A 23874-nucleotide genomic window follows, 5' to 3' on the forward strand; every position below is an offset into this window, starting at 1 on the left:
CCATGCGTACCCGTCTGTGAACCGGGCACTCCGCCGCACGCGCCGCGATGGGGTGCCCGGGCTCCAAACGGCGGGACCGGTCCTTCGGACCCGCCCTAGGATTGAAGCGCACTGACGGTCCTGTGGAGGGGCGGGCACGTTGGACCAACTGCGGGCGAACGATCCGCGACAGCTGGGCGGCTACACCCTGGTGGGCAGGCTCGGCGAAGGTGGGCAGGGCACCGTCTACGCAGCGCGTACGCCTGCCGGCGTCCCGGTCGCCATCAAGTTGCTGCGCGCCGACCTGGCCGACGATCCGGCTGCCCGGGCGCGGTTCGTCAAGGAGCTCGCGGCCAGCGCACGGGTCGGTCCGGCCTGCACCGCGCGGGTGCTGGAGGCCGACGTCGAGGGCGCCCGGCCGTACGTCGTCAGCGAGTACGTCGACGGCCCGTCGTTGCAGGCGCTGGTCGCGCAGCGCGGCCCGCTCGCCGGCGCGGAGCTCGCGCGGCTCGCGGCCGGCATGCTGATCGCGCTCGAGGCGGTGCACGCGGCCGGGATCGTCCACCGTGACTTCAAGCCGGCCAACGTCCTGGTCGACGCGAACGGGCCGCGGGTCATCGACTTCGGCATCGCGCGTGCTCTGGACGCCACGGCGACGCTGACCAGCAAGGTGATCGGCACGCCGGCCTACATGGCGCCGGAGCAGTTCACGGCCGACAGCGCGCCGGCCGGCCCGGCGGCGGACGTGTTCGCGTGGGCGGCGACGGTGGCGTTCGCCGCGACCGGGCGGGCACCCTTCGGGTCGGACTCCGTGCCGCAGGTGATGCACCGGATCCTTTACTCCGGGCCCGACCTCACGGGGATTCCGAACACGCCGCTGCTGCGCGTCCTCACCCGCTGCCTGCAGAAGGATCCGCGGCAGCGGCCGACCGTACGAGAAGCGCGCGCGGAGCTCGCGGCCGGCGGCACGTCCGATGCTGTTCCGGATGACGTAACCGCTCCCGTGTGGCCGCCTGCCGGCGTACCCGGCGATGGACCGAGGCGGCCGCGGCGGCGGGCGCTGGTCGCCGTGTCCAGCGCGCTGAGCGTCGTCCTCGTCGGCGTCCTGGTCTGGGCCGGCGTGCACTACCTCGATCGCGAGCGCGACCTGAACGCCGGCAACGATCCCACCGGCAGCCGGTCGTCCTCGGCGGTGCCAGCGGCTGCGGCGGACAAGTGGCCGCGGGCCGGCCTGCGGCTGGAGGACACCGGAGCCACCGTCGCGTCCGACCTGGACGAGGAGGTCACGCTCACGTCGTTCAACGCCTCCCGCTCGTTCGGACCTCAGCCGTACCTCTGGAACCCGAAGTCCGGGGTCTTCGAGGCGGTCGCCAACGCGAAGCCGTACCAGACGGTGCGCGCGTCCCCGGACGGGCGGTGGGCGGTCGGTACGTTCAGCTTCCGGGCCGGCAAGGACTCCAACTACGTCACGCTGATCGACCGGAACAACCCGGCGCCGGAGGACCGCCAGATCATCCGCCCACCGGACGGCTCGATGCGGCTGCACGAGGCGTTCTGGTCACCGAACGGCAAGCACCTGCTGATCCTGGTGCTGGACAACACGTTCAAGACCGGCCAGGTGCCGAGCATCAAGGGCCTCCTGCTGGTCACGCCGGGCAAGCGCCTCGACGGGACGCTCCTGGACCTCGCCGACCGCAGCACGTTCGCCTGGCAGCCCGACAGCGTTGGCTTCGCCGTCAACGTCGACCCGCCGAACCCCGGCGACCTACCCGACATCCTGTTCTACAACCTGCAGGGAAAGCAGCAGGACGAAGGCGGAAAGTTCCCCAAGGCCGGCTGGCTCGGCAGCATGGGGTACGGCAGCTTCTCGCCCAGTGGCAAGAAGCTGGTCACGTCCTGCGGCAAGCCCGGCGAGCCGGCGATGGCCTGCGTGTACGACATGGAACGGACCGTCCCGATCACCGCGTTCCTCGACACGACGCAGACCGATCCGTCGCTCGTGCCGATCGGGTTCTACGACGAGAACCACCTGCTCACGGTCCAGGAGATCGGCAAGGACGCGAGCCAGGGCAGCAAGGTGGTCGTGCTGGACCTGGACGGAAATCCGGTCAAGACGTTGGTAAACAACCCGAGGAATGTCACTCTAGAGTTTTCAGTGAGGCCGTAGTACGCGACAGGGGTGGACGGGAGGGAACCATGCACGCCCTGCAGCCGGACGATCCCCGGCAGATCGGCGCCTACGCGCTGCTCGGCCGGCTCGGCCGCGGCGCGATGGGGATCGTCTACCTCGCCAAGTCGCCTGGTGGACGCCCGGTCGCGGTCAAGGTCTCGCGGTCAGAGCTCGCCGACGACACGGAGTTCCGTGAACGGTTCCGCCGCGAGGTCGAGATGGCCCGTTCGGTAGGTGGCTTCTGGACCGCGCAGGTCATCGACGCCGACCCGCTCGCGGCCCGGCCGTGGCTCGCGACGGAGTACGTCCCGGGGCCGTCGCTGCAGCACGCGGTGTCGACGCACGGCCCGTTGCCGGAGGCGGCCGTCCGCCGGCTGGCCGCCGGGCTGGCCGAGGCGCTGGCGATGATTCACAAGGCCGGGCTGGTCCACCGCGACCTGAAGCCGTCCAACGTCCTGCTCGGCTCGGACGGGCCGCGGGTCATCGACTTCGGCATCTCGCGCGCGCTCGAGGGCGCGAAGCTCACCGCGACCGGCGCGTTCTTCGGAACCCCGGGCTTCCTGTCCCCGGAGCAGATCACCGGTGAGCCGATCGGGCCGGCGAGCGACGTCTTCGCGTTGGGCGCCGTGCTGGTCTTCGCCGCGACGGGCGAGGGACCGTTCGGCGACGGTGACACCTCGGCGCTGGTCTACCGCGCCGTGCACACCGAGCCCAAGCTGACCAGGCTGACCGACCGGATGCGACCGATCGTTTCGGCCTGCCTGCAAACCGATCCGGCCCTGCGTCCGGCACCGGGCCAGTTGCTCGACTGGATCGGCAACGTCGGAGTCAACACGCCGGCGGCCGGGTCCGACCAGTGGCTGCCCGCGGCCGTACAGACGCTGGTGAAGCAGTACCACAACGAGCTCGACGAGTCGGTCTCGGCGACCGCGGTGATCGCGCAGCCGCCGGATGTGCGGGCGCGAGCCCGGGCGCAGGCACGGGCGCAGGCCGAGGCTCAGCGGCCGACGCCGCACGCCGGCCAGTGGCCGCCACCGAACGGGCCCGCGGCCGGACCGTCACCTCAGGGCACTCGGCGGCAGCCCGCGCCGGGCTGGAACGGCCAGTCCTCGCCGGTCGCCGCGGCGACCGGGCCGGGGAGCGCGCAGCAGCAGGGCTCGCTGAGCCGGTCGGCGGAGTTCCACACCTCCCGGGCCACCGCGCTGGCCTGGTCCGCGCTCACCGGTTTCGCCGGATTGTTCTTTGCCACGGTCGCCAACGAGAACTCCGGCCAGGCCCCAGCCATCCGGCTGCTCGCGCTGCTGGCGTTCATCTTCTTCGTCGTGGTCACCATCCGCATGCTGGTCACCGCGTTCCGCTCGCAGTACAGCGTCGAGGTCAACCAGATCGGGCTCAACGTCACCAAGGACGGGCAGCACTGGCAGCTGCCCTGGCACACCATCGCACGGGTCCGCATCGTCAACACCGACTCCAAGCCCTGGCTCGTGGTGTGGTTCAACGACCTCTACCAAGGCCCGCACCTGAACGCCTTCGAAAGCCGTCACGGCGGCGTCCGCGTCTTCCCCGTCGGCCACGAACACCTCCGTAGGCGCCGCTGGACCGAAGTCCGGGAGCTCCGCGCCGCCCTCGCCTGGCACGCACCGCAGGCGCTGGACCGGAGCCCCTGACGACGCTACGGCAGCCGGGCCACCAGGCGCTCGACCGCGCCACCCTTGGATCGTTCCTGCTCCTCCACCACGAAGCCGGCCGCCTCGACCAGCGGCAACGGCCGCCGCAGGAACTGCTCCCCGCTGGTCGGCCGGAACCGGTTCACAAACCACTGCACCACCTGCAGCAGCCACAGCAAAGGCGGCGCGGTCGGGCGCACGTGGTCGAGCAGCACGAGCCGCCCGCCGGGCCGCAGCACCCGCCGCATCTCGGCGATCGTCGCCGCTAGATCGGGCACGGAGCACATCGACAGCGTGGACACCACCGTGTCGAACCTCCCGTCCTCGAACGGCATCCGCTGCGCGTCGGCCTCCCTGAGGTCGACCTTCGAACCGAGCGACCGCGCCCGCCGGCGCGCGAGATCGAGCATGCGAGGGCTGAAGTCGATACCAGTGAGCTCCACGGTGTCGGGATAGAGCGGGAGGTTCCGGCCGGTGCCGATCGCGACCTCGAGCGTTCGACCGTCGGCCTTCGAGCATGCCCACGCCCGGCCGTCGCCGATCAGAAACCGATCGAACGAGTCCATCGAGCGGTCGTAGCGGGGTGCCATCTCGTCCCAGTGCGAACGGATGGCCTCGGTCAGGTCGGCAGGGTCCGGTCGTCGTGCCATACGCCAACGCTACGCGCACACCACCCGGGCGTCCGCCCAGTCGCCGTGGTCGCTGTTGACACCGTCACCGCCGTCCAGCACGCGCAGCTCCACGACGTCGACGCCCGTCAGATCCGCACGCAGTGGCACGGCCGCCTGCCCTCCCGTCAGTACGGGACTGGCCGCCAGCCGTACGCCGTCGCCCCAGATCTCGAACGCGACCGACCCTTCGCCGGCCTCCTCGTCGTCGACGCCGACGTACGCGCTGACCGATGAGCAGCCGCCGCCGGCGAAGACCGACACGACCGACGGCGCGTGCGCGCCGACCCCTTTGGCGTAGGCGGTTCCGGCGATCGTGATCGGACCGCCGTCGCCCGCGGCCTGCTCGCCGTTGCTGGTGTCGCGTTCCACCGGACCCCAGCCGTTCTGCGACTCCAGCCACGGCAGGTCCGACACGAAATGCTCCCCCGCGGGTACCGGCCGCGCGACGGTGAACGACGTGCCGAGCTGCGCTTGGAAGCCGGCACCGGACGCCGACCAGCTCGCGGTCGTCGCCACGTCCACCCGGCCCGGATCCACGAACTGGTCGGGCTCGAGCCTCCAGTTCAGGCTCGCCTGCCCGCCCGGCCGCACCCGCGGCACCTCTCGTACGCCGGCCGGCGTCACGGCCCATCCGGTGGGCGCGGTGAGCCCGAGCCGGGCCCGGGTCAACGCGACCGATCCGTCGTTGTACAACGTGGTCCGCGCACTGACCGGCGAGCCCAGCGAGGCGTACTTCGGCAGCTCGACCCCGAGTGTGACCAGCGGCGGGTACGACCGGCTGCTCGGCCGGACGACGAACATCGCCGCGCCGTGCGCAGGTACGGTCGCCCGCACCACTCCCCCGCTCTCCACGGTCGTGTTCGCCCACAGGTCGTGGACGGCGTACCGCCGGGCACCCGGCAGGTCCAGCTCGGCCGGCGAGGCGGCGATCGTCTGGGTCCGGCTGTCGCGGTTCAGCAGAACGACCGCCACACCGCCACCCGACGACGCGGACATCGGCTTCGCCCACACCTCGGCCGTCCCGTCGTCCCGCCGCTTCGAGCCCTGCGAGCCGCCCCAGTCCTGGTCGACGGCGATCACGTCCGGGTCGGTCAGCATGCGGGTGGTCGCGCCGGACATCGTGCGCAGGTCGTTGCCGGCGAGCAGCGGGGCGTTGAGCAGCGCCCACAGGCTGAAGTGCGCGCGGTACTCCGTCTCGCTCATGCCACCGTTGCCGACCTCGAGCATGTCGGGGTCGTTCCAGCCGTCCGGTCCGGAGTAGGCCTCCAGCCCGACCTGCTGGTCGAGCAGCGACATCACGCTCGCCCAGTTGTCGCTGATGTCACCGGTCGTACGCCACAGGTCGCCGCCGACGTCGTTGCCCCACAGCCACGGGTCGTTCGATCCCCACTCGCAGATGCTGTAGACGATCGGCCTCCCGGTCTTGGCGAGGGCGGCGCCCATCGCGGCGTACCGTTCGCGCGCCGGCACGCCCTGGTTGTTGCAGTTGTCGTACTTGAGGTAGTCGACGCCCCATTCGGCGAACGACGCGGCGTCGACATCCTCGTGCCCGAGACTGGCCGGAAGCCCTTGGCAGGTGGCGGTTCCGGCCGAGGAGTAGATGCCGAGCTTCAGCCCGAGGCCGTGTACGTGGTCGGCGAGCGCCTTGATCCCGCCGGGAAAACGCACCGGATCGGGCTGCAGCCGGCCGGCGGAGTCGCGGGCCGGCGCCATCCAGCAGTCGTCGATGTTGACGTACTCGTAGCCGGCGTCCCGCAGGCCGGACGACACCATCGCCTCCGCGGTCTCGCGGATCAGGTGCTCGTCGATGTCGCAGCCGAACCTGTTCCAGCTGTTCCACCCCATCGGCGGCGCCGGCGCCAGCCCGGCCTGGGCCTGTGACTGGGCCTGTGACTGGGCCGGCAGGACGGGCTCAGCCGCCGCTACGGGCAGGTACAGAGCCGTCATCGTCGCGGTCATCGTCAAGAACGCCAGTGCCTTGTTCACTTCGCCCTCCCTCGACCGGTTCCACCCCATCGTGCGCGCGGATCGCCTTGGCGTAAAGGGCAAGGGCGGGAGCGGCCAGCAGCCCGGCGACGACGAGTGCGGCCCGGATCCCGAAGCGCTCGCCGACCGCTCCGACCGGCGGGCCACCGAGGATCTGGCCGGCCGCGTCGAACTGTCCGTTCATGGAGAACACCGTTGCCCGCGTACGGCTCTCGGTCTGCCCGGCCATCCAGGTCATGAACAGCGGACCGCGCGCCGACCGCGCCAGCCCGGCGACCAGTGCCGCCGCGACGGCGAGCCAGAACTGCCCGGCCAGCGCGAACCCCACGACCGCGACGACGTTGAGCGCCTGGAACCAGATCAGCATGCGCCCGATCCGTTCGGGATGCCGTTCCATCCGGCGCCGGATCGCCTCCGTCAGCAGGATCGAACCGAGCATCCCCGCGATGCTCAGCGCACCGAACCACAGCGGCGGGTTGCCGAGCGCCGGGAACGTGAGGTTCGTCAGGAAGTTCGCCTGGTTCAGCCGGTCCCAGCCCTCGCTGCCGAGACCGATGAACAGCGTCGCGCCCAGCAGGCAGAGCAGCACGGGTCGCCGGCGTACGACCTGCGTGCCCTGCACGAACTGCGACCGCATCGAGGCGAACGAGCCGTGTTCACCGGCACGGTGGAAGTTGGCCTCCGGCATCAGGACGACGAGCAGGGCGGCCAGCAGCAACCAGACCGCTCCACCGACGACGACCGGGATGTTCAGCGCCAGGCTGCCGAGCGCGACACTGGTGGCGATACCGAGCACAGTGGCCGCCTGGCCGACCTGGGCGCCTCGGGTGAACACCTGACCGGAGCGCTCCTCGCCGACCTCGTCGACGACCCAGGCCTCCTCCGCGCCGTCGACGAACGTCGCGCCGACGCCCCACAGCAGCTGGGTCGCGAGGATGACGAAGAAGCTCGGCACCAGCCCTTCGATGACGAACGCGGTGCCGATCAGCAGGTTCCCGATGATGACCGACAGCCGGCGGCTGTAGAGGTCGGCGACGACACCGGTCGGCACCTGCGACAGGAACGCCGTGACCTCGAGCGTCGTACCGACCAACACGAGCTGCAGCGGCGTCATGCCGACGGTCTGGACGTGGTAGATGAGGTTCAGCGTGAACGCGGTCGCGGCGGCGAACGCCGAGAGCGCACGGATGAGCAGATAGCAGGAGTAGGCGGGCATGGGACCTCTAAGCTCACGAAGGGACGGGAACCCTCCGGAGCCGCCCGGCGACAGACCGCCGATCGGTTGTGGCGGTTAGGCGAAAACGCGGAGCATGACAGTCGCAGCGGCACCAGAGGCGAGGGCGGCGCGAGAGACTGTCATCGGAAGCTCCTTCCAGCGGGATCTGCGCGGCCAGCCTAGCCTGTCCTGGCCCGGCGGTTGAAGCTGATTTTGAGCGTGCGCCACACCGAGCGAGCCTGTACGACCGTGAGCGCCATCGTCAGCACGCCCAGCAGTCCCGCCGGGCTGAGAGAGAACAGCATCCCGGCGTCCACGCCACCCTCGATCAGCAGCGCGTTCATCACGATGTTGGAACCCACGTGGACGAGCAGGAACGTGCCACTCGCCAGCGCGACGGCCTTCACCACCCATCCCGTGGCCCGGCCGCGGCGTGCCGCCCAGATCAGTGCCGCGAGCCCGGCCAGGGCCGAGACACCGCCGATGTAGGCGGCCCAGTCGACAACCCGCGAGAGCGCCATCGTCAGCTCCGACACCGGCCACTGACGGGCGACCTCGAGGTCGCCGCCGAGGCGCCACATTCCGGTCCAGGCGAGTACGACGGCCGGCAGCGAAAGACCGATCAGTGCGGCTGTCCGCTGGCCATGAGACGCGGCCAGCTCGGCGTGGTAGGAGGCCGCCACCACGTCGGTGTCGCCGGCGTCGCGGACGGCCCGCAGCTCCGCCAGCCGCCCGTCGAGGCCAGAGTGCCGGTAGGCCTCGGCTGCGTCGTCGAGCCCGTCGCGTAGCTCGGCGATCAGGTCCTTGCGCACGCCACGATCGCCGGGCAGCAGCCGCTCGACCTCCCGGACGTAGCTGTCGATCGCGCTCCGCATCAGCGGTCCAGGGTGTGGGTCGTACGGGCCGTCCGCCACAGCGCGGAGAGCAGCACGAACATGGTCAGCACGGAAGCGGCGGTCAGGACGCCCAGCGCGGCCGAGTCGTCCATCATCCGGCCAGCGTCGCCGACGCTGACGAGGTTCATCGCCAGTGCACTGGCCACGATGACCGCGATCGCGGTCGCTCCCGCCGTGACGATCAGGGTGTTGACCCGGCGTACGGGCACCGGCGTGCGCCCTGGCACGCGACCCGGCAAGCGCAGCATCGCGAGGCCGAGACCGCAGATCACGGCGCACAGCACGGTCGAGCAGGTGATCACGCGAGCCAGGACCCCGACGCCCGGCATCGGCGCGCCGCCACTGGGAACGACGAACCAGATCAGATCCCAGGAGACGTTGGTCGCCAGCAGCATGACCATCAGTTGCATGGCCGTGTGCTGGCCGGACTTCGCGGCGAGCTCGGTGCGGTAGTCGGCCACCAGCTCGCCGATCGGACCGCTCTCGCGTACGGCGAGGAGCTCGGCGTCGCGCGCGGGCAGGCCGGAGGCATGGTGGATGTCGGCGGCGTCGCGGAGGCCGTCGGTGAGCTCGGCCAGCAGGTCGCGGCGGACCTGCCGCGGGCCCGGCAGCGACTTGGCCAGGTCGGATACGTAGGTGTCGATCGGGCCGCTCATCCGGTGATGCCTTCCGCGGCGTTGCCCCGGCCCGGCAGGCCGAGCGCGTTGCCGACCGCGTCGGTGAAGCGGCTCCAGTCGGCGCGTTCGCTGGCCAGCGCCTGCTTGCCGGCCCTGGTCAGCTGGTAGGTGCGCCGCCGGCGACCGCCGACGATGCTCCACTTGCCGCTGATGAAGCGCGCCCGCTCCAGCCGGCGCAGCGCGGGGTAGACGCTGCCGGTGGGCAGGTCGAGCACGCCACCGCTGCGCGCCTGCAGGGACTCGATGATGGCGTAGCCGTGGAGGGGGCCGTCCTCGAGCGCGGCGAGGATGAGCCCGTCCAGGTGTCCTCTGACGATGTCGGACTTCACAAGCAGAGAGCCTACTCTTCCCCGCCCTGCGATGGGGCGCACGTGAGGCGATCTCAGGTACCCCTGAGCCGGAATTCCGGGTCCAACCCTGATGCATGTGTAGGCTAGCTACTCATATTCTGGTTGCCATCTACATATGAAGGCTGCCAACTTAAGGAGTGGATCGTGGCGCCTGTCACCGCTGTTCCGCCGACGCCCGCCGGTCCCGTCGTTCGCGGGCCGCGCGCGTCACTTTGGGCGCTGCGTGTCACCGCTGTGCTGCATCTGTCGATCCTCGCGCTGCAACCGCTGCTGGCCGGGATGTACCTCGATGGCGACGTCGACGCGATCGAGTTGCACGGCATCAACGCGCACATCGTGCAGGTGCTCTGCTTCGCCCAGATCGTCGCGGCGATCTTCTACGCCTGGCCGGGTGGCGGGCGGATCTGGCCGCTGGCGTTCTCCAGCGCGTGGTGGTTCGCCGAAGGGGTGCAACTCGGCATGGGGTACGCCCGCATCCTGGTCGTGCACATCCTGCTCGGCGTCACGATCGTCGCCGGGCAGGCGCTCTTCGCGGTGTGGACGTGCCGGCGCTCTGCTCGCGTACCACGGAAGGGGCGCCGCAAATGAGCTTGTCCAGAAGGGGATTCCTCGGCCTGGCCGGGCTGGCGGGCGCGGCTGGAGCCGCGGCCAGTTTTGGCCTCGGCGGGTGCGGCGTGGCGCGTGGGCAGACCGCGGAGCTGCTGACCAGCAACCTCCAGCTGCCCGAGCCGTTCCAGGTTCCGTTGCCGATCCCGCCGGTCAAGCAGCCGACGCGCACCGACGGAACGACCGACTACTACGACATCGTGCAACGCGTCGCCGACGTCGAGATCCTGCCCGGCCGGAAGACTCCGATCTTCGGGTACGACGGGATCTTCCCCGGACCGACGCTCGCGACCCGTAGCGGCCGGCGTGCGGTGGTCAGGCACCGCAACCAGCTGCCGGTGCCGACCGTCGTACACCTGCACGGCGGGCACACGCCGCCGGAGCACGACGGCTACCCGATCGACCTGCTGCTGCCACTGTCCGGCTGGAAACCGCCGGGCGGCGGGCACGGCTCGATGCTGGAGGGCGGCAAGAACGCCAACGGCGTAAGGAACTACGTCTATCCGGGCAACCAGCGGGCAGCGACGCTGTGGTATCACGACCACCGGATGGACTTCACGGCTCCGCAGGTCTACCGCGGGCTGGCGGGCTTCCATCTCGTCCACGACGACGAGGACGACGCGCTGCCGCTGCCGAAGGGCGAGCGGGACATCCCGTTGATGATCTGCGACCGCGCGTTCGAGGCCGACGGGTCGTTTCGCTATCCGGCACTGGACCGCGCGCTGCGCTCGACGCCGGGCGTGCAGGACGCTTACATGGAAGGCGTTCTGGGCGACGTCCTGCTGGTCAACGGCGCACCGTGGCCGGTACTGGAGGTCGACGCGGCACGCTACCGGTTCCGGCTGCTGAACGCGTCGAACGCGCGGCGGTACAGCCTGGCGCTGACGTCATCCGCGGGCAACCAGCCGTTCGTCCAGGTCGGCAGCGACGGCGGGCTGCTGGAGGCGCCGCAGGAGCACACCGACCTGCTGATCGCGCCCGCCGAACGCTTCGACGTCGTGGTCGACTTCTCGAAGCTGCCGGTCGGAACCGAGGTCACGATGGTCAACAGCCTCGGCAGCGAGTCGACCGCACAGGTGATGCGGTTTCGCGTTGCCCGTAAGGCCTCCGACGACTCGCGGGTGCCTGCCCGGCTGTCGAGGATCGAGCAGCTCGACCCGGCGAAGGCAGTGCGCACCCGCGACTGGAAGTTCCGCCGCGTGTCGAGGGCCCAGCAGCCGGACGGCGGTCACACCAAGCTGCACTGGGCGATCAACGGCAAGGGTTTCGACCCGCACCGGATCGACGCCACACCCCGTCTGGGCGACATCGAGATCTGGCGCTTCGAGTCCGACCTGCACCACCCCGTCCACGTCCACCTCGACCCGTTCCAGGTACTCAGCGGCGGCGACACCAACCAGGGCTGGAAGGACACCGTCGACCTGCGCCCGAGCCAGATCGTCGAGGTCGCGGTGCGCTTCACCGACTACGCCGGCGCGTACATGATGCACTGCCACAACCTGGAACACGAGGACATGGCGATGATGACGACCTTCCGTACCGTGGCCTGACCGCCTCAGGCCCGCCGCAGCATCACCCGCGAGGTGACCGCGAGCCCGACGACGCTCCACACGGCCAGGACGACGAACGGAAGCAGCGAGAGCCCGGTCGCCGGAACGTCGACGGTCTCGCGGATCGCCTGCGCCATGTACTGGAACGGAAGCCAGGCGTGGATCGCGGCGAGCCAGCCCGGCAGCTGCTCGGCCGGGAAGTTGATCGGCGCGAACATCAACGCCACCAGGATGATCGCCTGCGTGATCAGGCCGACCAGCGTCGGCTTGACGGCGAACGCGACCGTGTAACCGATCGCCACTCCGCCTGCCACGACGAGCAGGATGGCGGGTACGAGCAGCGGGCTGACCGTGAACGACAGGTCGAACCGCAACGCCGCGACGACCATCGCAAGTGCGAGGCCCGGAAGTGCCAGCGCGACCCAGACGGTCGCGTCGGCGGCCATCAGCGCCATCCGCGGCACCGGCATCGAGCGCTGGTAGTCGAAGAAGCCGGCTTGTCTTCGGTAGGCGATACTCTGCGGCGCAAGCACCATCGCGACCGTGATCAGCGAGATCGTCATGCCGCCCGTACACAGGTAGAGCGCAGTCTCGGGTGTCGGATCCGGGATCAGGAAGGAGAATCCGATCACGACACCGATCGCCAGCAGGGTCTGGACCACCAGGTAGATGGCGAGGTCCGCTCGCAGGCGGAGCAGGTTCCAGACCAGGAGCAGGTAGTAGCTACGAAACCAGTGCCGCATCCTCGATCCCCCTCTTCTGTTCTTCGGTGCCGGCCGGGCTGACCAGGCGGATGTAGACGTCCTCGAGGCTGACCGGGACGATCGAGAACTCCTCGATCCGGCCAGCGGTCCGCTCGTCCTGGGCGCGGGCGATCGCACGGCCGGCGTCGCCGGCGGCGATCGTCACGACCAGCCGACGGCCGAGGACGGTGGGCCGGTCGGCGGTGAGCTCCTCGCTCAGCGCGAGTGCGGCGGCGTTGTCGAGCGCGACGAGCTCCAGCCGGAGGCGGTCGCCGTCGTCGCCGCGCAGCTGGGCCGGTGTACCCTCGCCGACCACCTTGCCCTTGTCGAGGATGACGAGCCGCTCGACCGCGCGTTCGGCCTCGACCACGTTGTGGGTGACGAGGACGACCGCGCATCCGGCGTCGGCGAGCTCGCGTACCTGCTGCCAGAGCAGGCGGCGGCGTACGGGATCGACATCGTTGGTGGGCTCGTCGAACATGACCAGCCGGCCGGGCCTCGCAGCTGCCATGGCGAACGCGGTCAGCCGCTTGACGCCGCCGGACAGCTGGTCGCCGATCTGGTCCGCCCAGGCTTCGATGTCGAGCGCGGCGAGCAACGCGCCCGCGCGCTGACGCGCCTCGCGCCGGCCGGCACCGCGGATCCGGGCCGCCAGCTCAACGGCCTGCCGCGGCGTCACGCTGTCCAGCGGAGCTTGCGTCTGCGGCTGGAACGAGCAGAGCGTGCGCGCCAGGTCCGGGTCGGCGACGGCGTCGCGGCCGTCCACCCGGATCGCTCCTTCGGTTGGACGGGCCAGGCCGATCACCTGGTTGAGCAAGGTGGTCTTGCCGGCCCCGTTGTGGCCGAGCAGGCCGACCACCTCGCCGGCGTCGACGTGGAAGCTGATGTCGTCGTTGGCGCGTACGCCACGGCGATAGACCTTGGTGAGGTGCTGGATCTCCAGCAACGGTGTGGTCATTGTTCCCCCTCTGGTGTTTCGCTGTCGGGTCCGCCCGGGATCGCCCAGGCGTTGAACCGGATCGGACGGCAGCCGGGCGGCCGGCGGTCTGGATCGACCCGGTCGATGGTGGCGAGGACGTACCGGTCGGCGAGCTCGTTGAGCTCCCTTGTGAAGTCGGCGAACTCGGTGGCGGTGAGCCAGCCCCAGGTCTGCCACTCGGTCGCCGCTTCCCGCCAGGTGGCTGTCTCCTGGTGCTTGGACGTGCGCCACTGGCGGAGCGCCTGCAGCTCGCGTTCGATCAGGACGTTCCACATCGCGTCCTTGACCGGGCCGTTCGCAACGTCGGGCTCGTAATCCCAGACGTCGAGGCTCACGGTCTGCCGGACGAACCGCCACGGCCGTTGCCTGCCCTTGCCACCCTCGGCCGACTCGACCAGGCCGTACTTGTGCAGCTGACGCAGGTGCCAGGAGCAGTTGGCCTGGGTGTCGCCGATCCGCTCGGCGAGCTCGGTGGCAGTGGCCGGGCCGTACTGCAGGAGCTCCTCGAGCAGCTGCACCCGCACTGGATGCGCGAGCGCCCGGAGCGTGGCGGCGTCGCGCACCTGCCGGTGCGGGACGGCGGGATGCAGCCTGTCGGTCTCCTCGTTCGCCATGGGTCAAAAGGATGCCTTTGATAGGTAGGGCGGCGCAAGAGGTATCCAAAGAAATCTTTTGTCACCTAGGGTGGAGGCATGACGACTTCGGTACCGGCCCGGTTCGAACCAGGCAGCGTGGCGGTGCGGCGCAACGTCTACCGCGGGAAGGTCCGATCGGCCTGGCCGATGCGCGTCGTCTCCGACGACGGCTCCTCTCTCGTGCTGTCCTGCTGGGAGGGCACCGAGCTGACGTCTGAGTCCGGCAACGCAGCGGCGTGGCGTAACGGCGACCGCCAGGATTCCCGGCACATCCGATCGGTCGTCGACCAGTCGATGTCCGAACTGGTCGCCGGCGACTGGACGCTCGGCACCTCAGTACTCGGCGGCGTCACCCTGCTGGGCGCCCAGCTGCCGGACGTGTGGTTCAGCGTGCTGCTGTTCTTCCGCGAGGACGGCGAGTTCGCGAAGTGGTACGTCAACTTCGAGCGCCCCTACCGCCGTACACCCGTGGGCGTCGACACCTGGGACCTCACCATCGACCTCATCTTCAACCCCGACGGCACCCACCGGTGGAAGGACGTCGAGGAGTACGCCCAGGCCAGACACCTCGGCATCATCACCGACGCCGAGCACGCCGAAGTCGAGGACGCGAAGGAGCAAGCCTTCGCGATGTTCGAACACCGCGAAGGCCCGTTCGAAGAACGCTGGCTCGGCTGGCAGCGAAACCCCGACTGGCCGATCCCCACCCTCCCCGAAGGCGCCCTCGCGGTCCCCGCCGCCGGCTAGGGCTGGGTTTTCGAAGCCGGGCCGTGTCGTGTCGTGCTCGCCGACGACTGACGCCTCCGCCCGAGGCCGCGAATGACCACGTTAACCACGCAATTGGCTGGTTAACCACGCCCCGGGACGTGGCGAACCACCTACTGGCGTGGCGAAGCGCGAATGACCACGTTAACCAGCCAATGCCGTGGTTAACGTGGTCATTCGCGGCGCAGCGACGTCGGCGTGGGAACGGGCCGACGTGCCGGCGCCGCTGTCGGGCAAGGAACGGCGGCCACTAACGCACGGAGCCTCGGAATCCGGCAACCCGGCCGCGCAACCAGAGCCAGAGGTCGACGTCGCCGCGGCGAGCGGAGACAGCTACCGCAGCGGGTCGGTCGGGTGCTGCATGCGGCTGGTCGGCGACGCCGGGTTCGCGCAGGGCGGCCGGCGTCTCACCCACCCATAGCTGCGGCTGTGCGCGCGGTGACCGCGCCCGGCTGGCTGGAGCCTGCGAACCCATGCTTCAGACGTGGGCACGCCCGGAGCAGGCACGCGGCGGCGTGGCTAGCGGTCCACGCCGGCTGGGTGCTGCGTGCCGTTGGCCGGCAACGCCACATTCGCGCAGGGCGGCCGGGCTGGCCCACAACTCCGGCGGAGCGCGGTGGCCGCGCCCGACCGGCCGGCCAGCCCTGCAAACCCACGGCCCGACGCGGCCACGCCCGGGGCAGGCACGGCGCGGCGTGGCTAAAGGTCCACCTCGCGGCGGCGAGAGGACACCGCCGCCGCGACGCCGGACAGGAAGCGTTCCGACGACATCGGCTGCAACCGGCGGCCACCACGCAAGCGGACCGCCACCGCGTCCACCGCGGCTTCACGTTCCCCGATCACCGCGACATACGGCGCCCTGCGTTCCCGCGCCACCCGAATCCGCGCACCCAGACTCTCCGACCGATCATCGACCTCGACCCGCAGACCCGCGGCCAAACCGCGCCGGGCCAGCCGCGTGCATCCAGCGGCTGGCCGACGGGCTCAGACCTCGACGACCACCGGGATGATCATGGGGCGGCGGTTCTGGGTGTCGCTGACCCACTTGCCGATCGTGCGGCGGATCACCTGTTGCAGCTGGTACGTGTCGTCCACGCCCTCGCGGGTCGCGCGGTCGAGAGCCTCGGAGATCAGCGGCCGCACTTCGTCGAAGACCGTGTCGTCCGCGGCGAAGCCGCGAGCCTTGATCTCCGGCCCGCCCGTGATCTTCCCGTTGACCGAGTCGACCACCACGATGATCGAGATGAAGCCTTCCTCGCCGAGGATGCGCCGGTCCTTCAGCGAGCTGTCGGTGATGTCGCCCACCGTGGAGCCGTCGACGTAGACGTAGCCGCACTCGACCTTGCCCGCGATCCGCGCCACGCCGTCGATCAGGTCGACCACCACGCCGTCTTCGGCGACCACCGCACGTGAACGGGGGACGCCCGTCGCGATCGCGAGGTCGGCGTTGGCGCGCATGTGGCGGATCTCGCCGTGGATCGGCAGCACGTTGCGCGGCTGCACGATGTTGTAGGTGTAGAGCAGCTCGCCAGCCGGCGCGTGCCCCGACGTGTGGACCATCGCGTTGCCCTTGTGGACGACGTTCGCGCCCCAGCGGGCCAGCCCGTTGATCACCCGGAACACGGCGTTCTCGTTGCCCGGGATCAGCGACGACGCCAGCACCACGGTGTCGCCCGGCTCGACGCGGATCAGCGGGTGGTCGCGCCCGGCGATCCGCGACAACGCCGACAGCGGCTCACCCTGCGAGCCCGTCGAGATCAGGACGACCTCGTCGGGCGCGTAGTTGTCGAGCTCCTTCAGGTCGACCAGCGTGTTGGCGGGTACGCGGAGGAAGCCGAGGTCGCGCGCGACCGCCATGTTGCGCACCATCGAACGCCCGATGTAGGCGACCTTGCGCCGGTGCGCCACCGCCGCGTCGAGTGCCTGCTGTACGCGGTGTACGTGCGACGCGAAGCAGGCCACGATGATGCGCCGCTCGGCGCTCGCGAAGATCCGGTCGAGCACCGGCGCGATGTCGCGTTCCGGCGTGACGAAGCCCGGCACCTCGGCGTTCGTCGAGTCGGGCATGTAGAGGTCGACGCCCTCCGCACCCAGCCGCGCGAACGCACGCAGGTCGGTCAGCCGTCCGTCGAGCGGCAGCTGGTCCATCTTGAAGTCGCCGGTGTGCAGGACCAGGCCCGCGGAGGTGCGGACCGCGACCGCCAGCGCGTCGGGGATGGAGTGGTTGACCGCGATGAACTCACACTCGAACGGGCCGAACCGCTGCCGCTCCCCTTCGCGCACGACCTGCCGCGGCACGTCCTTCAGGCGGTGCTCGCGCAGCTTGCTGTCGACCAGCGCCAGCGTGAGCTGCGAGCCGACGACGGGGATGTCGGGGCGTTCGCGCAGGAGGTACGGCACCGCGCCGATGTGGTCCTCGTGCCCGTGCGTGAGCACGATCGCCTCGATCGCGTCGAGGCGGTCACGGATCGGCTCGAAGTCGGGAAGGATCAGGTCGACGCCGGGCTGGTGGTCGTCGGGGAACAGGACACCGCAGTCGATGACGAGCAGCCGTCCCTCGTTCTCGAAGACCGTCATGTTGCGTCCGACCTCACCAAGGCCGCCGAGCGGGATCACCCGCAGGGCGCCCGCGGAGAGCGGCGGCGGCGGTCCGAGCTCAGGGTGCGGATGACTCATCGCATCAGCCCCGCTTCGGCCAGGTCGCTGCGTAGCCGCGCGACATCGTCGTCACTGGCCGGCAGCAACGGCAGCCGGGTGACGCGGTTGGGGAGTACGCCGGACAGTTCGAGCGCGGCCTTGGCCATGATGGCGCCCTGGCTTCGAGTCATGATCCCCTTGTACGCCGGGAGCAGCCGGCGTTCGATCGCGCGGGCGGCGGCGAGGTCACCGGCGTCGACGGCGCGCACCATCTCGGCGTAGTCCTTGCTCGCGACATGTCCGACCACGCTGACCATTCCGGCCATGCCGATCGCGAGGAACGCGAGGTTGTTCTCGTCGGAGCCGGAGTAGTAGGCCAGGTCAGTCTTCGCCAGCACCTCGACGATGCCGGGGATGTCGCTCTTGGCGTCCTTCACCGCGACGATCCGCGGGTGCTCGGCCAGCTTCAGCAGCGTCTCGGTCGCGATCGGCGTGCCGGTGCGGCCGGGGATGTCGTAGAGCATGACCGGCAGCGCGGTGGACTCGGCGACCGCGCGGAAGTGTGCGAGCAGGCTGGCCTGCGGCGGCTTGTTGTAGTAGGGCGTGACGACGAGCAGGCCGTTGGCACCGGCCTTCTCCGCCTGCCGGGACAGCTCGATGGCGTGCTTGGTGTCGTTGGTGCCGGAGCCGGCGACGATCGTGGCGCGGTCGCCGACGGCCTCGATCACGGCACGCAGCAGCGCCTCCTTCTCGGCGTCGGTCGTGGTCGGGGACTCACCGGTGGTCCCGCTGATCACCAGACCATCGTTGCCGGCGTCGACGAGGTGCGTGGCCAGCCGCTGGGCGGCGTCGAGGTCGAGCACCCCATCGGCGGCGAACGGCGTCACCATCGCGGTCAGCACCCGGCCGAAGGGCGCGTTTGGTCCCAGGGTGTGGGCAGAACTTGCAGCCATGGAACCCAACGCTACCTGGACACACCGTCACGTAAATAGGTCGCCGCGCTGGTTGATCACCAGATAGGCTGTGAGACATGTATCTCGCGCAGTGGACGAAGACGCCCCATGTCGCTTCCGGCGACGTGGCGGCGACTGTCTTCTAACGCCGCGCGGACGGCCCCGGGAGTGACTCCCGGGCTGTCGCCGCAGGGGTCGCTCCCATCTCCAACCACGAGGAGCACCCCAAATGCAGGTCCAACCAGATGTCGCCGAAGCGCCCGCCGATCACCGTCGGCTAGGCCGTGAGCTGGGCATTTACGCTTCCGCCGAACTCGTCGGCGCCGGCTTTCCACTGTGGCTTCCCGACGGCGGCGCAATCATCAGCGAGCTCGAGCGCTACATCCTGGAAGCCGAACGCCGGGCAGGCTACCGGCACGTGCGTACCCCACCGGTCGGCAAGAGAGAGATGTACGAGAGGTCGGGGCACTGGCAGCACTTCTCCGACGACATGTTCCCGGCGATGCCCGTGGGCGGGGACGACCTTGTGCTGCGACCGACCCTGTGCCCGCACCACGCGCTGGTGTTCGGCTCCCGCTTGCGGTCGTACCGCGAGCTGCCGTTGCGGATCGCGGAGTTCGGCCACCAGTTCCGGATGGAGCGTTCCGGCGTCGTCGGCGGGCTGACCAGGGTGCGCGGCATGACCCTGAACGACGCGCACGTGTTCTGCTCGCCGGCGCAGGCCGTGGAGGAGGCGGTGCTGGCGCTACGGATGATCGACGAGGCATATTCCCTGCTCGGCATAGAGCCGCTCTACGCGATGCTGTCGCTGCGCGGGCCCGGCAAGACCTACGCGGGCTCCGACGAGATGTGGTCGTCGGCAGAGGCGATTCTGCGCTCGGCGCTGGACCTGCACGGGCTGGAGGCGCGGCCGGTGGAGGGCGAGGCGGCGTTCTACGGCCCGAAGATCGACATCCAGGTGCACGACGCGCAGGGCCGGGAGTTCACCCTGTCGACCGTGCAGGTGGACTTCTACCAGCCCGGGCAGTTCGACCTGGAGTACGTCTCGGCGTCCGGCGCGCGTGAGCGGCCGGTGATCGTGCACCGCAGCGTGCTGTCGACCATGGAACGGATGATGGCCTACCTGCTGGAGTCCAGCGGGGGCGCGCTGCCGCCCTGGCTGTCGCCGGTGCAGGTGCAGGTGCTGCCGGTGGGCCCGGACCAGGCGGACGCCGCGTGGGCACTGGCCCGGCACGGCTTGGCCGCGGGTCTGCGGGTCGAGGTCGATGATCGGTCGGAGAGTCTGGGTGCGCGGATTCGGGTGGCGCGGGAACGCAAGGCGCCGTATGTCGCGGTGATCGGGGAACGTGAAGCCGCGGTGGACGCGGTGGCGGTCCGCTTGCGCGGTGGCCGCCAGTTGCAGCCGATGTCGTCGGAACGCTTCCTGTCCGGCGTCGCCGCGGCGGTGTCCTCCCGCCGCCGCGACGTGGACCTTTAGCCACGCCGCGGCGTGCCTGCCCGGCGCCCGAAGCATGGGTTGGCAGGCCGCCAGCCGGCCGGGCGCGGCCACCGCCCACCGCCGCAGCGATGGGTGGGCGCAGACGCCTGCCGGCCGCCCTGCACGAACCCGGCGTCGCCGACCAACCGCATGCAGCACCCAGCCGGTCCCGCCGCGGCGGCTGTCGCCTCTCGCCGCCGCGGCGTGAACCGCAAGCCACACCGCCGCGTGCCTGCCGGTGTGGCCGCGCCTGAAGCAAGGGTTCGCCGGGCCCAGCCGGCCACGCCCGGCCCACGGGCGGACACCGCGCGCACAGCGGCAGCAATCGGCGCAGATCCGACCGCGCCCTGCACGAACCCGGCGTCGCCGAACAACCGCATGCAGCACCCAGCCGGCCCGGCCGCGGCGGCTGTCGCCTCTCGCCGCCGCGATGTGGACCGCTAGCTCTGATGGCGCGGCCGAGGTTTGCCGAGCCTCGGAGCCTTAGTGGCCGCTGCTCCCTGCCCGGCAGCGGCGCCAGCGGGTCGGCCCGTTCCCATGCCTTGGCCGCCACCCGAGGCCGCGAATGACCACGTTAACCACGTATTTAGCTGGTTAACGTGGTCATTCGCGCTTCGCCACGCCAGTAGGTGCTTCGCCACGTACCGGGGCGTGGTTAACCAGCCAATTGCGTGGTTAACGTGGTCATTCGCGCCTCGCCACGCCAGCAGGTGCTTCGCCACGTCCCGGGGCGTGGTTAACCAGCCAATTGCGTGGTTAACGTGGTCATTCGCGGAGCCTTGGGTGGCGGTGGAGGTCAGGGGCAGACGCGGCCGTTCTGGACGAAGGCGGCGTGGCTCACCGGCATCAGCTTGGCCCAGGCCGTCTCCAGTTGCTCGGCCACCATCTCGATCTCGCGTTGAGGATAGGACGGGTGGGCCGACTCGTCGCGGTTGGTGCGAAGCGACAGGAAGTTCATCAACGCGCGGGCGTTGACTGTGGTGTACATCGAGGAGTAGATGGTCAGCGGCAGCACGATCCGCGCCACCTCGCGCGCGATGCCGGCCTCGAGCATGCGCTGGTACGACGCATACGCCTCCGCGCACACGGCCCGCGTCTCCGCACCGACCAGATTGTGCTGGTCCGCCGATCCCGGCTCGAAGATGTAGTGCCCGGGCTTGCCGACCTGCACCAGCCGGCGATCCGGACCCGGCACGTAAAAGAGCGGACGCAGCTCCCGGTAACGCCCGGATTCTTCGTTGTAGGACGCTATCCGATGCCGCGTCATTTCGCGGAAGACGAAGATTGGAGCCTGGACGTAGAAGGTCATTGAATTGTGTTCGAACGGGCTGCCGTGCCGGCTGCGCATCAAATAGCCGATCAAACCCTGGGAACGCTCGGCGTCACCGTCGACGTCTTCCAGTGACTGCTCACCCTTGGTTGACACGCGAGCCGCGAACAGCACATCCTCATCGCGCGCGGACGAGCGCACCAGCTCGACAGTGACATCGCTCCTGAACTGGATCGCCTGCTCCACTTCGGTCACGGCGCAACCTCCATCTTCCTGGCCTGCCGGGCCAGCCTACGGCCACGCACCGACAAGACCTCGCGACGCAAGGCCGAACGAAGGGCCAGAAGGCCCTACCGACCACCTTGCGAGCAGAGTAGAGCTAACACCAGAGACCTTTCCGTATCAACCCTTACCGCCACTCCTCCTTGGGCGAAGGACGAGTGGCAGATGTTCCAAATCATCACCCCATTGGGGGGGTTATTTATGCCTGTCCAAAAATCACTCGACCTCGCCCAGCTCCGCTCCACGCTTGAACGCGAAGGCGCGCCCTGGGAGATGGCCTATACGTCAATGACAGCGCTCAACGAGGAGGAGCGCGTCGTCCGGCTCGGTGTGCCACTGCCCGAGACCGACCTCAACGCCCTCGAGGCCGATCGCGACGAGCGGGCTGCCGCCGTACGCGGTGCCAGAGCAGAAGCTGTCGGCGCGCCGGTGAGCTTCGACCTGCGCAACGTCAACGGCGCCAACTACACCACGTCCGTCAAGGACCAGGGCGGCTGCGGTTCCTGCGTCGCTTTCGGCACGATCGCGACGATGGAGCACGTGACCCGCTACACCAGGGGCACGCCCGGCCTCACGATCGACCTGTCCGAGGCCCACGCCTACTACTGCTACGGCAGGGCGGACGGCGCGCGCTGCTCCACCGGCTGGTGGGTGCACCGCCTGCTGCCGTCGGCGCAGGGCACGGGCGTCACGTTCGAGGACTACTACCCCTACACCGCCGGCGAACAGGACTGCTCCGGCCTGAACGCCGACTGGCAGAACCGGCGGATCCTCGTCACGGGATTCAACAACATCGGCGGGAACGCCTCGGCGATGAAGGAGTACATCTCGACGTACGGCTCGATCGCGGCCTGCTTCGTCGTCTACCAGGACTTCTTCAGCTACCGCTCCGGCGTCTACCGCCACCTGACTGGCGGCGTCGCGGGCGGCCACTGCGTCACGTTGATCGGCTACAGCGACAGCGAAGGCTGCTGGATCGCCAAGAACAGCTGGGGCCCCGGTTGGGGTGACGGCGGATTCTTCAAGATCGCCTACGGCGAGTGCAACATCGAGTCCTACCCCAGCCCGGCCGGCAAAGAGGTCTACGGCGTCACCGGTACGTCCATCACGGCCTGGCTGCCGGACCAGCGGATCATCGGCCTCTGGAGCAACGAGTACGACAGCAACCAGTGGGCGTACGGCGAGCTCCGCGGCTGGCTGAAGCTCGACACCGGCACCGCCGCGACCAGTCAGGGCATGTCCAGCGAGCTGTCCGCCGCGAAGGCGCTCAGTCGTCCGGTCGGGATGTTCGAAAACAACGGCAGCGTCACGCAGCTCTACGCGTGGTGAGGGACGAGACCATGGCTACACGATCCACCAGAGGCGGTACGCCGACCAGGACAGGACCTGGCGCGAAGTCTCCGAGCGACGTAACCGAAGCAATCAACCAAGAAGCCGGCCTCGCGGCACCCACCCGGGTGTCACCCGATGAGGTCGCGACGATCGTCGAGGCTCCAGCGACACCGACTACCCCGATGTTGCTGCCGCCGGACCTGCGCGACCCCGACTCGCTGACCGAGAGCGCGGTGGGCACCGTCACGGCGACCTACCGCAGCAACCAGTACATCGACGCGCTGTGGTCGATCGACCAGACGCGTAACGCGTTCGTGCTGGTCCGCGGCCTCGGCTGGCGCAAGATCTACAACGGAAGGGACGGCTCGTTCGTGGCGCTGTGCGCGCTTGCCTCGCAGGCACGCCAAACCCAGCGTCCGGTCACCTTCCGCGAGGAAGCCGACGGAATGGTCTACGAGATCTACCTCTGGTAGCCCTCACCGCCATCCGATCGAACCCCTGCCCCTGGGCCGCCGGCGCCGATGGTGTCGTCCGGCGGCCCACGGAGCAGGCAGGCGCCAAGTCAAGCCCAGCACAGACGGCCGGGCCGGGTCTGGATCAGCCGACCCGAACCCGGAACTCGAACCGGTCGGCCGGCTCGGTCTCCCAGACCCTACGTAGCTCGAGCCGGACCGCACCGGTGCCCACACCGGTCGTTGCCACCCTGACGAACCGCTCACCTCCAGATCCCGGCGGCGCACCGTCAGGCGGGACGGTGGGCACCACCTCGGACGAGACGATCCGGAGCGGTCCGGTGATCTGGTCCACGGTCCACTGATAACCGGTCGTGGCGATTTCCGGCAGACGTACAACGAGCTCATCGCCGGAGCGGGCGCTGACTGTTGAGCCGGGCTCGAGAACCTCGATTTCGGCCATCGCGCCACCCCCTTCGTACGCCGCCAGCGTACGTCGAACGAGGCGGTTCGGAACCTGAACTCCGGCGGCACTTATTGGTCCGGGAACGCCCAGCCGGATTGGCCCGGCCCACAGACCG

Annotated in this window: 23 protein-coding genes; 9 read left to right on the top strand and 14 right to left on the bottom strand. The window is 69.8% G+C overall.

Annotated elements, in window-relative coordinates; translation table 11 throughout:
- Positions 1-139 precede the first annotated feature (139 nt).
- Positions 140-2146, top strand: a complete 2007-nt coding sequence (locus ACYVF6_RS10845; RefSeq protein ID WP_460519547.1) for a serine/threonine protein kinase — start codon at positions 140-142, stop codon at positions 2144-2146.
- Between the two features lie 29 nt (positions 2147-2175).
- Positions 2176-3816, top strand: a complete 1641-nt coding sequence (locus ACYVF6_RS10850) for a serine/threonine-protein kinase (protein WP_460519550.1) — start codon at positions 2176-2178, stop codon at positions 3814-3816.
- A gap of 5 nt (positions 3817-3821) precedes the next feature.
- Here the strand turns inward: ACYVF6_RS10850 and ACYVF6_RS10855 are convergent, their stop codons facing one another.
- The 6 genes from ACYVF6_RS10855 to ACYVF6_RS10880 all read right to left on the bottom strand — a co-directional run bounded on the left by ACYVF6_RS10855 (position 3822) and on the right by ACYVF6_RS10880 (position 9591).
- On the bottom strand, positions 3822-4466 hold the full coding sequence (locus ACYVF6_RS10855; RefSeq protein WP_460519553.1) for a class I SAM-dependent methyltransferase: 645 nt from the start codon (positions 4464-4466) through the stop codon (positions 3822-3824).
- Between the two features lie 9 nt (positions 4467-4475).
- Positions 4476-6473, bottom strand: a complete 1998-nt coding sequence (locus ACYVF6_RS10860) for an NPCBM/NEW2 domain-containing protein (RefSeq protein WP_460519556.1) — start codon at positions 6471-6473, stop codon at positions 4476-4478.
- The gene (locus ACYVF6_RS10865; protein WP_460519559.1) at positions 6400-7689 is read right to left on the bottom strand and encodes an MFS transporter; all 1290 of its coding nucleotides are present in this window, start codon (positions 7687-7689) and stop codon (positions 6400-6402) included. Before ACYVF6_RS10865 ends, ACYVF6_RS10860 begins: the two co-directional genes overlap by 74 nt.
- A gap of 179 nt (positions 7690-7868) precedes the next feature.
- Positions 7869-8564 (bottom strand): permease prefix domain 1-containing protein, encoded by a 696-nt coding sequence (locus ACYVF6_RS10870; protein WP_460519562.1) that lies wholly within the window; start codon positions 8562-8564, stop codon positions 7869-7871.
- Positions 8564-9241, bottom strand: coding sequence for a permease prefix domain 1-containing protein (locus tag ACYVF6_RS10875; protein ID WP_460519565.1), 678 nt, complete (start codon positions 9239-9241; stop codon positions 8564-8566). Before ACYVF6_RS10875 ends, ACYVF6_RS10870 begins: the two co-directional genes overlap by 1 nt.
- Complete coding sequence (locus ACYVF6_RS10880; protein WP_460519568.1) at positions 9238-9591, bottom strand: PadR family transcriptional regulator; 354 nt, start codon at positions 9589-9591, stop codon at positions 9238-9240. The genes ACYVF6_RS10875 and ACYVF6_RS10880 overlap by 4 nt, the downstream gene beginning before the upstream one ends.
- Before the next feature lie 165 nt (positions 9592-9756).
- On the opposite strand from ACYVF6_RS10880, the gene ACYVF6_RS10885 reads away from it, so the two are divergent.
- On the top strand, positions 9757-10200 hold the full coding sequence (locus tag ACYVF6_RS10885; protein ID WP_460519571.1) for a hypothetical protein: 444 nt from the start codon (positions 9757-9759) through the stop codon (positions 10198-10200).
- A complete protein-coding gene (locus tag ACYVF6_RS10890) occupies positions 10197-11768 on the top strand; it encodes a multicopper oxidase family protein (RefSeq protein WP_460519574.1) in 1572 nt (523 codons plus the stop codon). Before ACYVF6_RS10885 ends, ACYVF6_RS10890 begins: the two co-directional genes overlap by 4 nt.
- Positions 11769-11773: 5 nt before the next feature.
- Here the strand turns inward: ACYVF6_RS10890 and ACYVF6_RS10895 are convergent, their stop codons facing one another.
- The 3 genes from ACYVF6_RS10895 to ACYVF6_RS10905 are packed head-to-tail and all read right to left on the bottom strand — an operon-like array spanning position 11774 to position 14104.
- Positions 11774-12511 carry an ABC transporter permease gene (locus ACYVF6_RS10895; protein ID WP_460519577.1) on the bottom strand — a complete coding sequence of 246 codons (738 nt, stop codon included), beginning with the start codon at positions 12509-12511 and terminating at the stop codon, positions 11774-11776.
- A complete protein-coding gene (locus ACYVF6_RS10900; protein WP_460519579.1) occupies positions 12492-13469 on the bottom strand; it encodes an ABC transporter ATP-binding protein in 978 nt (325 codons plus the stop codon). Before ACYVF6_RS10900 ends, ACYVF6_RS10895 begins: the two co-directional genes overlap by 20 nt.
- Positions 13466-14104, bottom strand: coding sequence for an ArsR/SmtB family transcription factor (locus ACYVF6_RS10905; RefSeq protein WP_460519582.1), 639 nt, complete (start codon positions 14102-14104; stop codon positions 13466-13468). The genes ACYVF6_RS10900 and ACYVF6_RS10905 overlap by 4 nt, the downstream gene beginning before the upstream one ends.
- A 78-nt stretch (positions 14105-14182) precedes the next feature.
- On the opposite strand from ACYVF6_RS10905, the gene ACYVF6_RS10910 reads away from it, so the two are divergent.
- On the top strand, positions 14183-14872 hold the full coding sequence (locus ACYVF6_RS10910; protein ID WP_460519585.1) for a ribonuclease FAU-1 family protein: 690 nt from the start codon (positions 14183-14185) through the stop codon (positions 14870-14872).
- Between the two features lie 187 nt (positions 14873-15059).
- Positions 15060-15311, top strand: a complete 252-nt coding sequence (locus tag ACYVF6_RS10915; RefSeq protein ID WP_460519588.1) for a hypothetical protein — start codon at positions 15060-15062, stop codon at positions 15309-15311.
- A 278-nt stretch (positions 15312-15589) separates the two neighbouring features.
- Here the strand turns inward: ACYVF6_RS10915 and ACYVF6_RS10920 are convergent, their stop codons facing one another.
- From ACYVF6_RS10920 to dapA, 3 genes are read right to left on the bottom strand one after another with little or no spacing between them, the layout of a single operon-like run.
- Positions 15590-15844, bottom strand: a complete 255-nt coding sequence (locus ACYVF6_RS10920) for a His/Gly/Thr/Pro-type tRNA ligase C-terminal domain-containing protein (RefSeq protein WP_460519716.1) — start codon at positions 15842-15844, stop codon at positions 15590-15592.
- 30 nt (positions 15845-15874) lie between these two features.
- Positions 15875-17566 carry a ribonuclease J gene (locus tag ACYVF6_RS10925; protein WP_460519591.1) on the bottom strand — a complete coding sequence of 564 codons (1692 nt, stop codon included), beginning with the start codon at positions 17564-17566 and terminating at the stop codon, positions 15875-15877.
- Positions 17563-18480 carry a 4-hydroxy-tetrahydrodipicolinate synthase gene (gene dapA / locus ACYVF6_RS10930; protein WP_460519593.1) on the bottom strand — a complete coding sequence of 306 codons (918 nt, stop codon included), beginning with the start codon at positions 18478-18480 and terminating at the stop codon, positions 17563-17565. Before dapA ends, ACYVF6_RS10925 begins: the two co-directional genes overlap by 4 nt.
- A gap of 229 nt (positions 18481-18709) precedes the next feature.
- Here dapA and thrS point away from each other — a divergent pair, with 229 nt between their 5' ends.
- Entirely contained in the window at positions 18710-19957 is a 1248-nt protein-coding gene (thrS, locus tag ACYVF6_RS10935; RefSeq protein ID WP_460519596.1) for a threonine--tRNA ligase, read from the top strand.
- Between the two features lie 796 nt (positions 19958-20753).
- Here thrS and thyX read toward each other — a convergent pair.
- Positions 20754-21482, bottom strand: coding sequence for an FAD-dependent thymidylate synthase (gene thyX, locus ACYVF6_RS10940; RefSeq protein WP_460519599.1), 729 nt, complete (start codon positions 21480-21482; stop codon positions 20754-20756).
- Positions 21483-21797: 315 nt separating this feature from the next.
- Here thyX and ACYVF6_RS10945 point away from each other — a divergent pair, with 315 nt between their 5' ends.
- Both ACYVF6_RS10945 and ACYVF6_RS10950 read left to right on the top strand, forming a co-directional pair.
- Positions 21798-22838 (top strand): C1 family peptidase, encoded by a 1041-nt coding sequence (locus tag ACYVF6_RS10945; protein ID WP_460519602.1) that lies wholly within the window; start codon positions 21798-21800, stop codon positions 22836-22838.
- Between the two features lie 11 nt (positions 22839-22849).
- On the top strand, positions 22850-23314 hold the full coding sequence (locus ACYVF6_RS10950; protein WP_460519605.1) for a hypothetical protein: 465 nt from the start codon (positions 22850-22852) through the stop codon (positions 23312-23314).
- Positions 23315-23438: 124 nt separating this feature from the next.
- Here the strand turns inward: ACYVF6_RS10950 and ACYVF6_RS10955 are convergent, their stop codons facing one another.
- The gene (locus ACYVF6_RS10955) at positions 23439-23756 is read right to left on the bottom strand and encodes a protease inhibitor I42 family protein (RefSeq protein ID WP_460519608.1); all 318 of its coding nucleotides are present in this window, start codon (positions 23754-23756) and stop codon (positions 23439-23441) included.
- Positions 23757-23874 lie beyond the last annotated feature (118 nt).

Source organism: Flindersiella endophytica (assembly GCF_054779015.1).

Bases quoted from the DNA above. Each gene is read 5' to 3' on its own strand.
- ACYVF6_RS10850 (WP_460519550.1), top strand. From the start codon at position 2,176: ATGCACGCCCTGCAGCCGGACGATCCCCGGCAGATCGGCGCCTACGCG.
- ACYVF6_RS10855 (WP_460519553.1), bottom strand. From the start codon at position 4,466: ATGGCACGACGACCGGACCCTGCCGACCTGACCGAGGCCATCCGTTCG.
- ACYVF6_RS10865 (WP_460519559.1), bottom strand. From the start codon at position 7,689: ATGCCCGCCTACTCCTGCTATCTGCTCATCCGTGCGCTCTCGGCGTTC.
- ACYVF6_RS10870 (WP_460519562.1), bottom strand. From the start codon at position 8,564: ATGCGGAGCGCGATCGACAGCTACGTCCGGGAGGTCGAGCGGCTGCTG.
- ACYVF6_RS10875 (WP_460519565.1), bottom strand. From the start codon at position 9,241: ATGAGCGGCCCGATCGACACCTACGTATCCGACCTGGCCAAGTCGCTG.
- ACYVF6_RS10890 (WP_460519574.1), top strand. From the start codon at position 10,197: ATGAGCTTGTCCAGAAGGGGATTCCTCGGCCTGGCCGGGCTGGCGGGC.
- ACYVF6_RS10895 (WP_460519577.1), bottom strand. From the start codon at position 12,511: ATGCGGCACTGGTTTCGTAGCTACTACCTGCTCCTGGTCTGGAACCTG.
- ACYVF6_RS10900 (WP_460519579.1), bottom strand. From the start codon at position 13,469: ATGACCACACCGTTGCTGGAGATCCAGCACCTCACCAAGGTCTATCGC.
- ACYVF6_RS10905 (WP_460519582.1), bottom strand. From the start codon at position 14,104: ATGGCGAACGAGGAGACCGACAGGCTGCATCCCGCCGTCCCGCACCGG.
- ACYVF6_RS10910 (WP_460519585.1), top strand. From the start codon at position 14,183: ATGACGACTTCGGTACCGGCCCGGTTCGAACCAGGCAGCGTGGCGGTG.
- ACYVF6_RS10925 (WP_460519591.1), bottom strand. From the start codon at position 17,566: ATGAGTCATCCGCACCCTGAGCTCGGACCGCCGCCGCCGCTCTCCGCG.
- dapA (WP_460519593.1), bottom strand. From the start codon at position 18,480: ATGGCTGCAAGTTCTGCCCACACCCTGGGACCAAACGCGCCCTTCGGC.
- thrS (WP_460519596.1), top strand. From the start codon at position 18,710: ATGCAGGTCCAACCAGATGTCGCCGAAGCGCCCGCCGATCACCGTCGG.
- ACYVF6_RS10945 (WP_460519602.1), top strand. From the start codon at position 21,798: ATGACAGCGCTCAACGAGGAGGAGCGCGTCGTCCGGCTCGGTGTGCCA.
- ACYVF6_RS10950 (WP_460519605.1), top strand. From the start codon at position 22,850: ATGGCTACACGATCCACCAGAGGCGGTACGCCGACCAGGACAGGACCT.
- ACYVF6_RS10955 (WP_460519608.1), bottom strand. From the start codon at position 23,756: ATGGCCGAAATCGAGGTTCTCGAGCCCGGCTCAACAGTCAGCGCCCGC.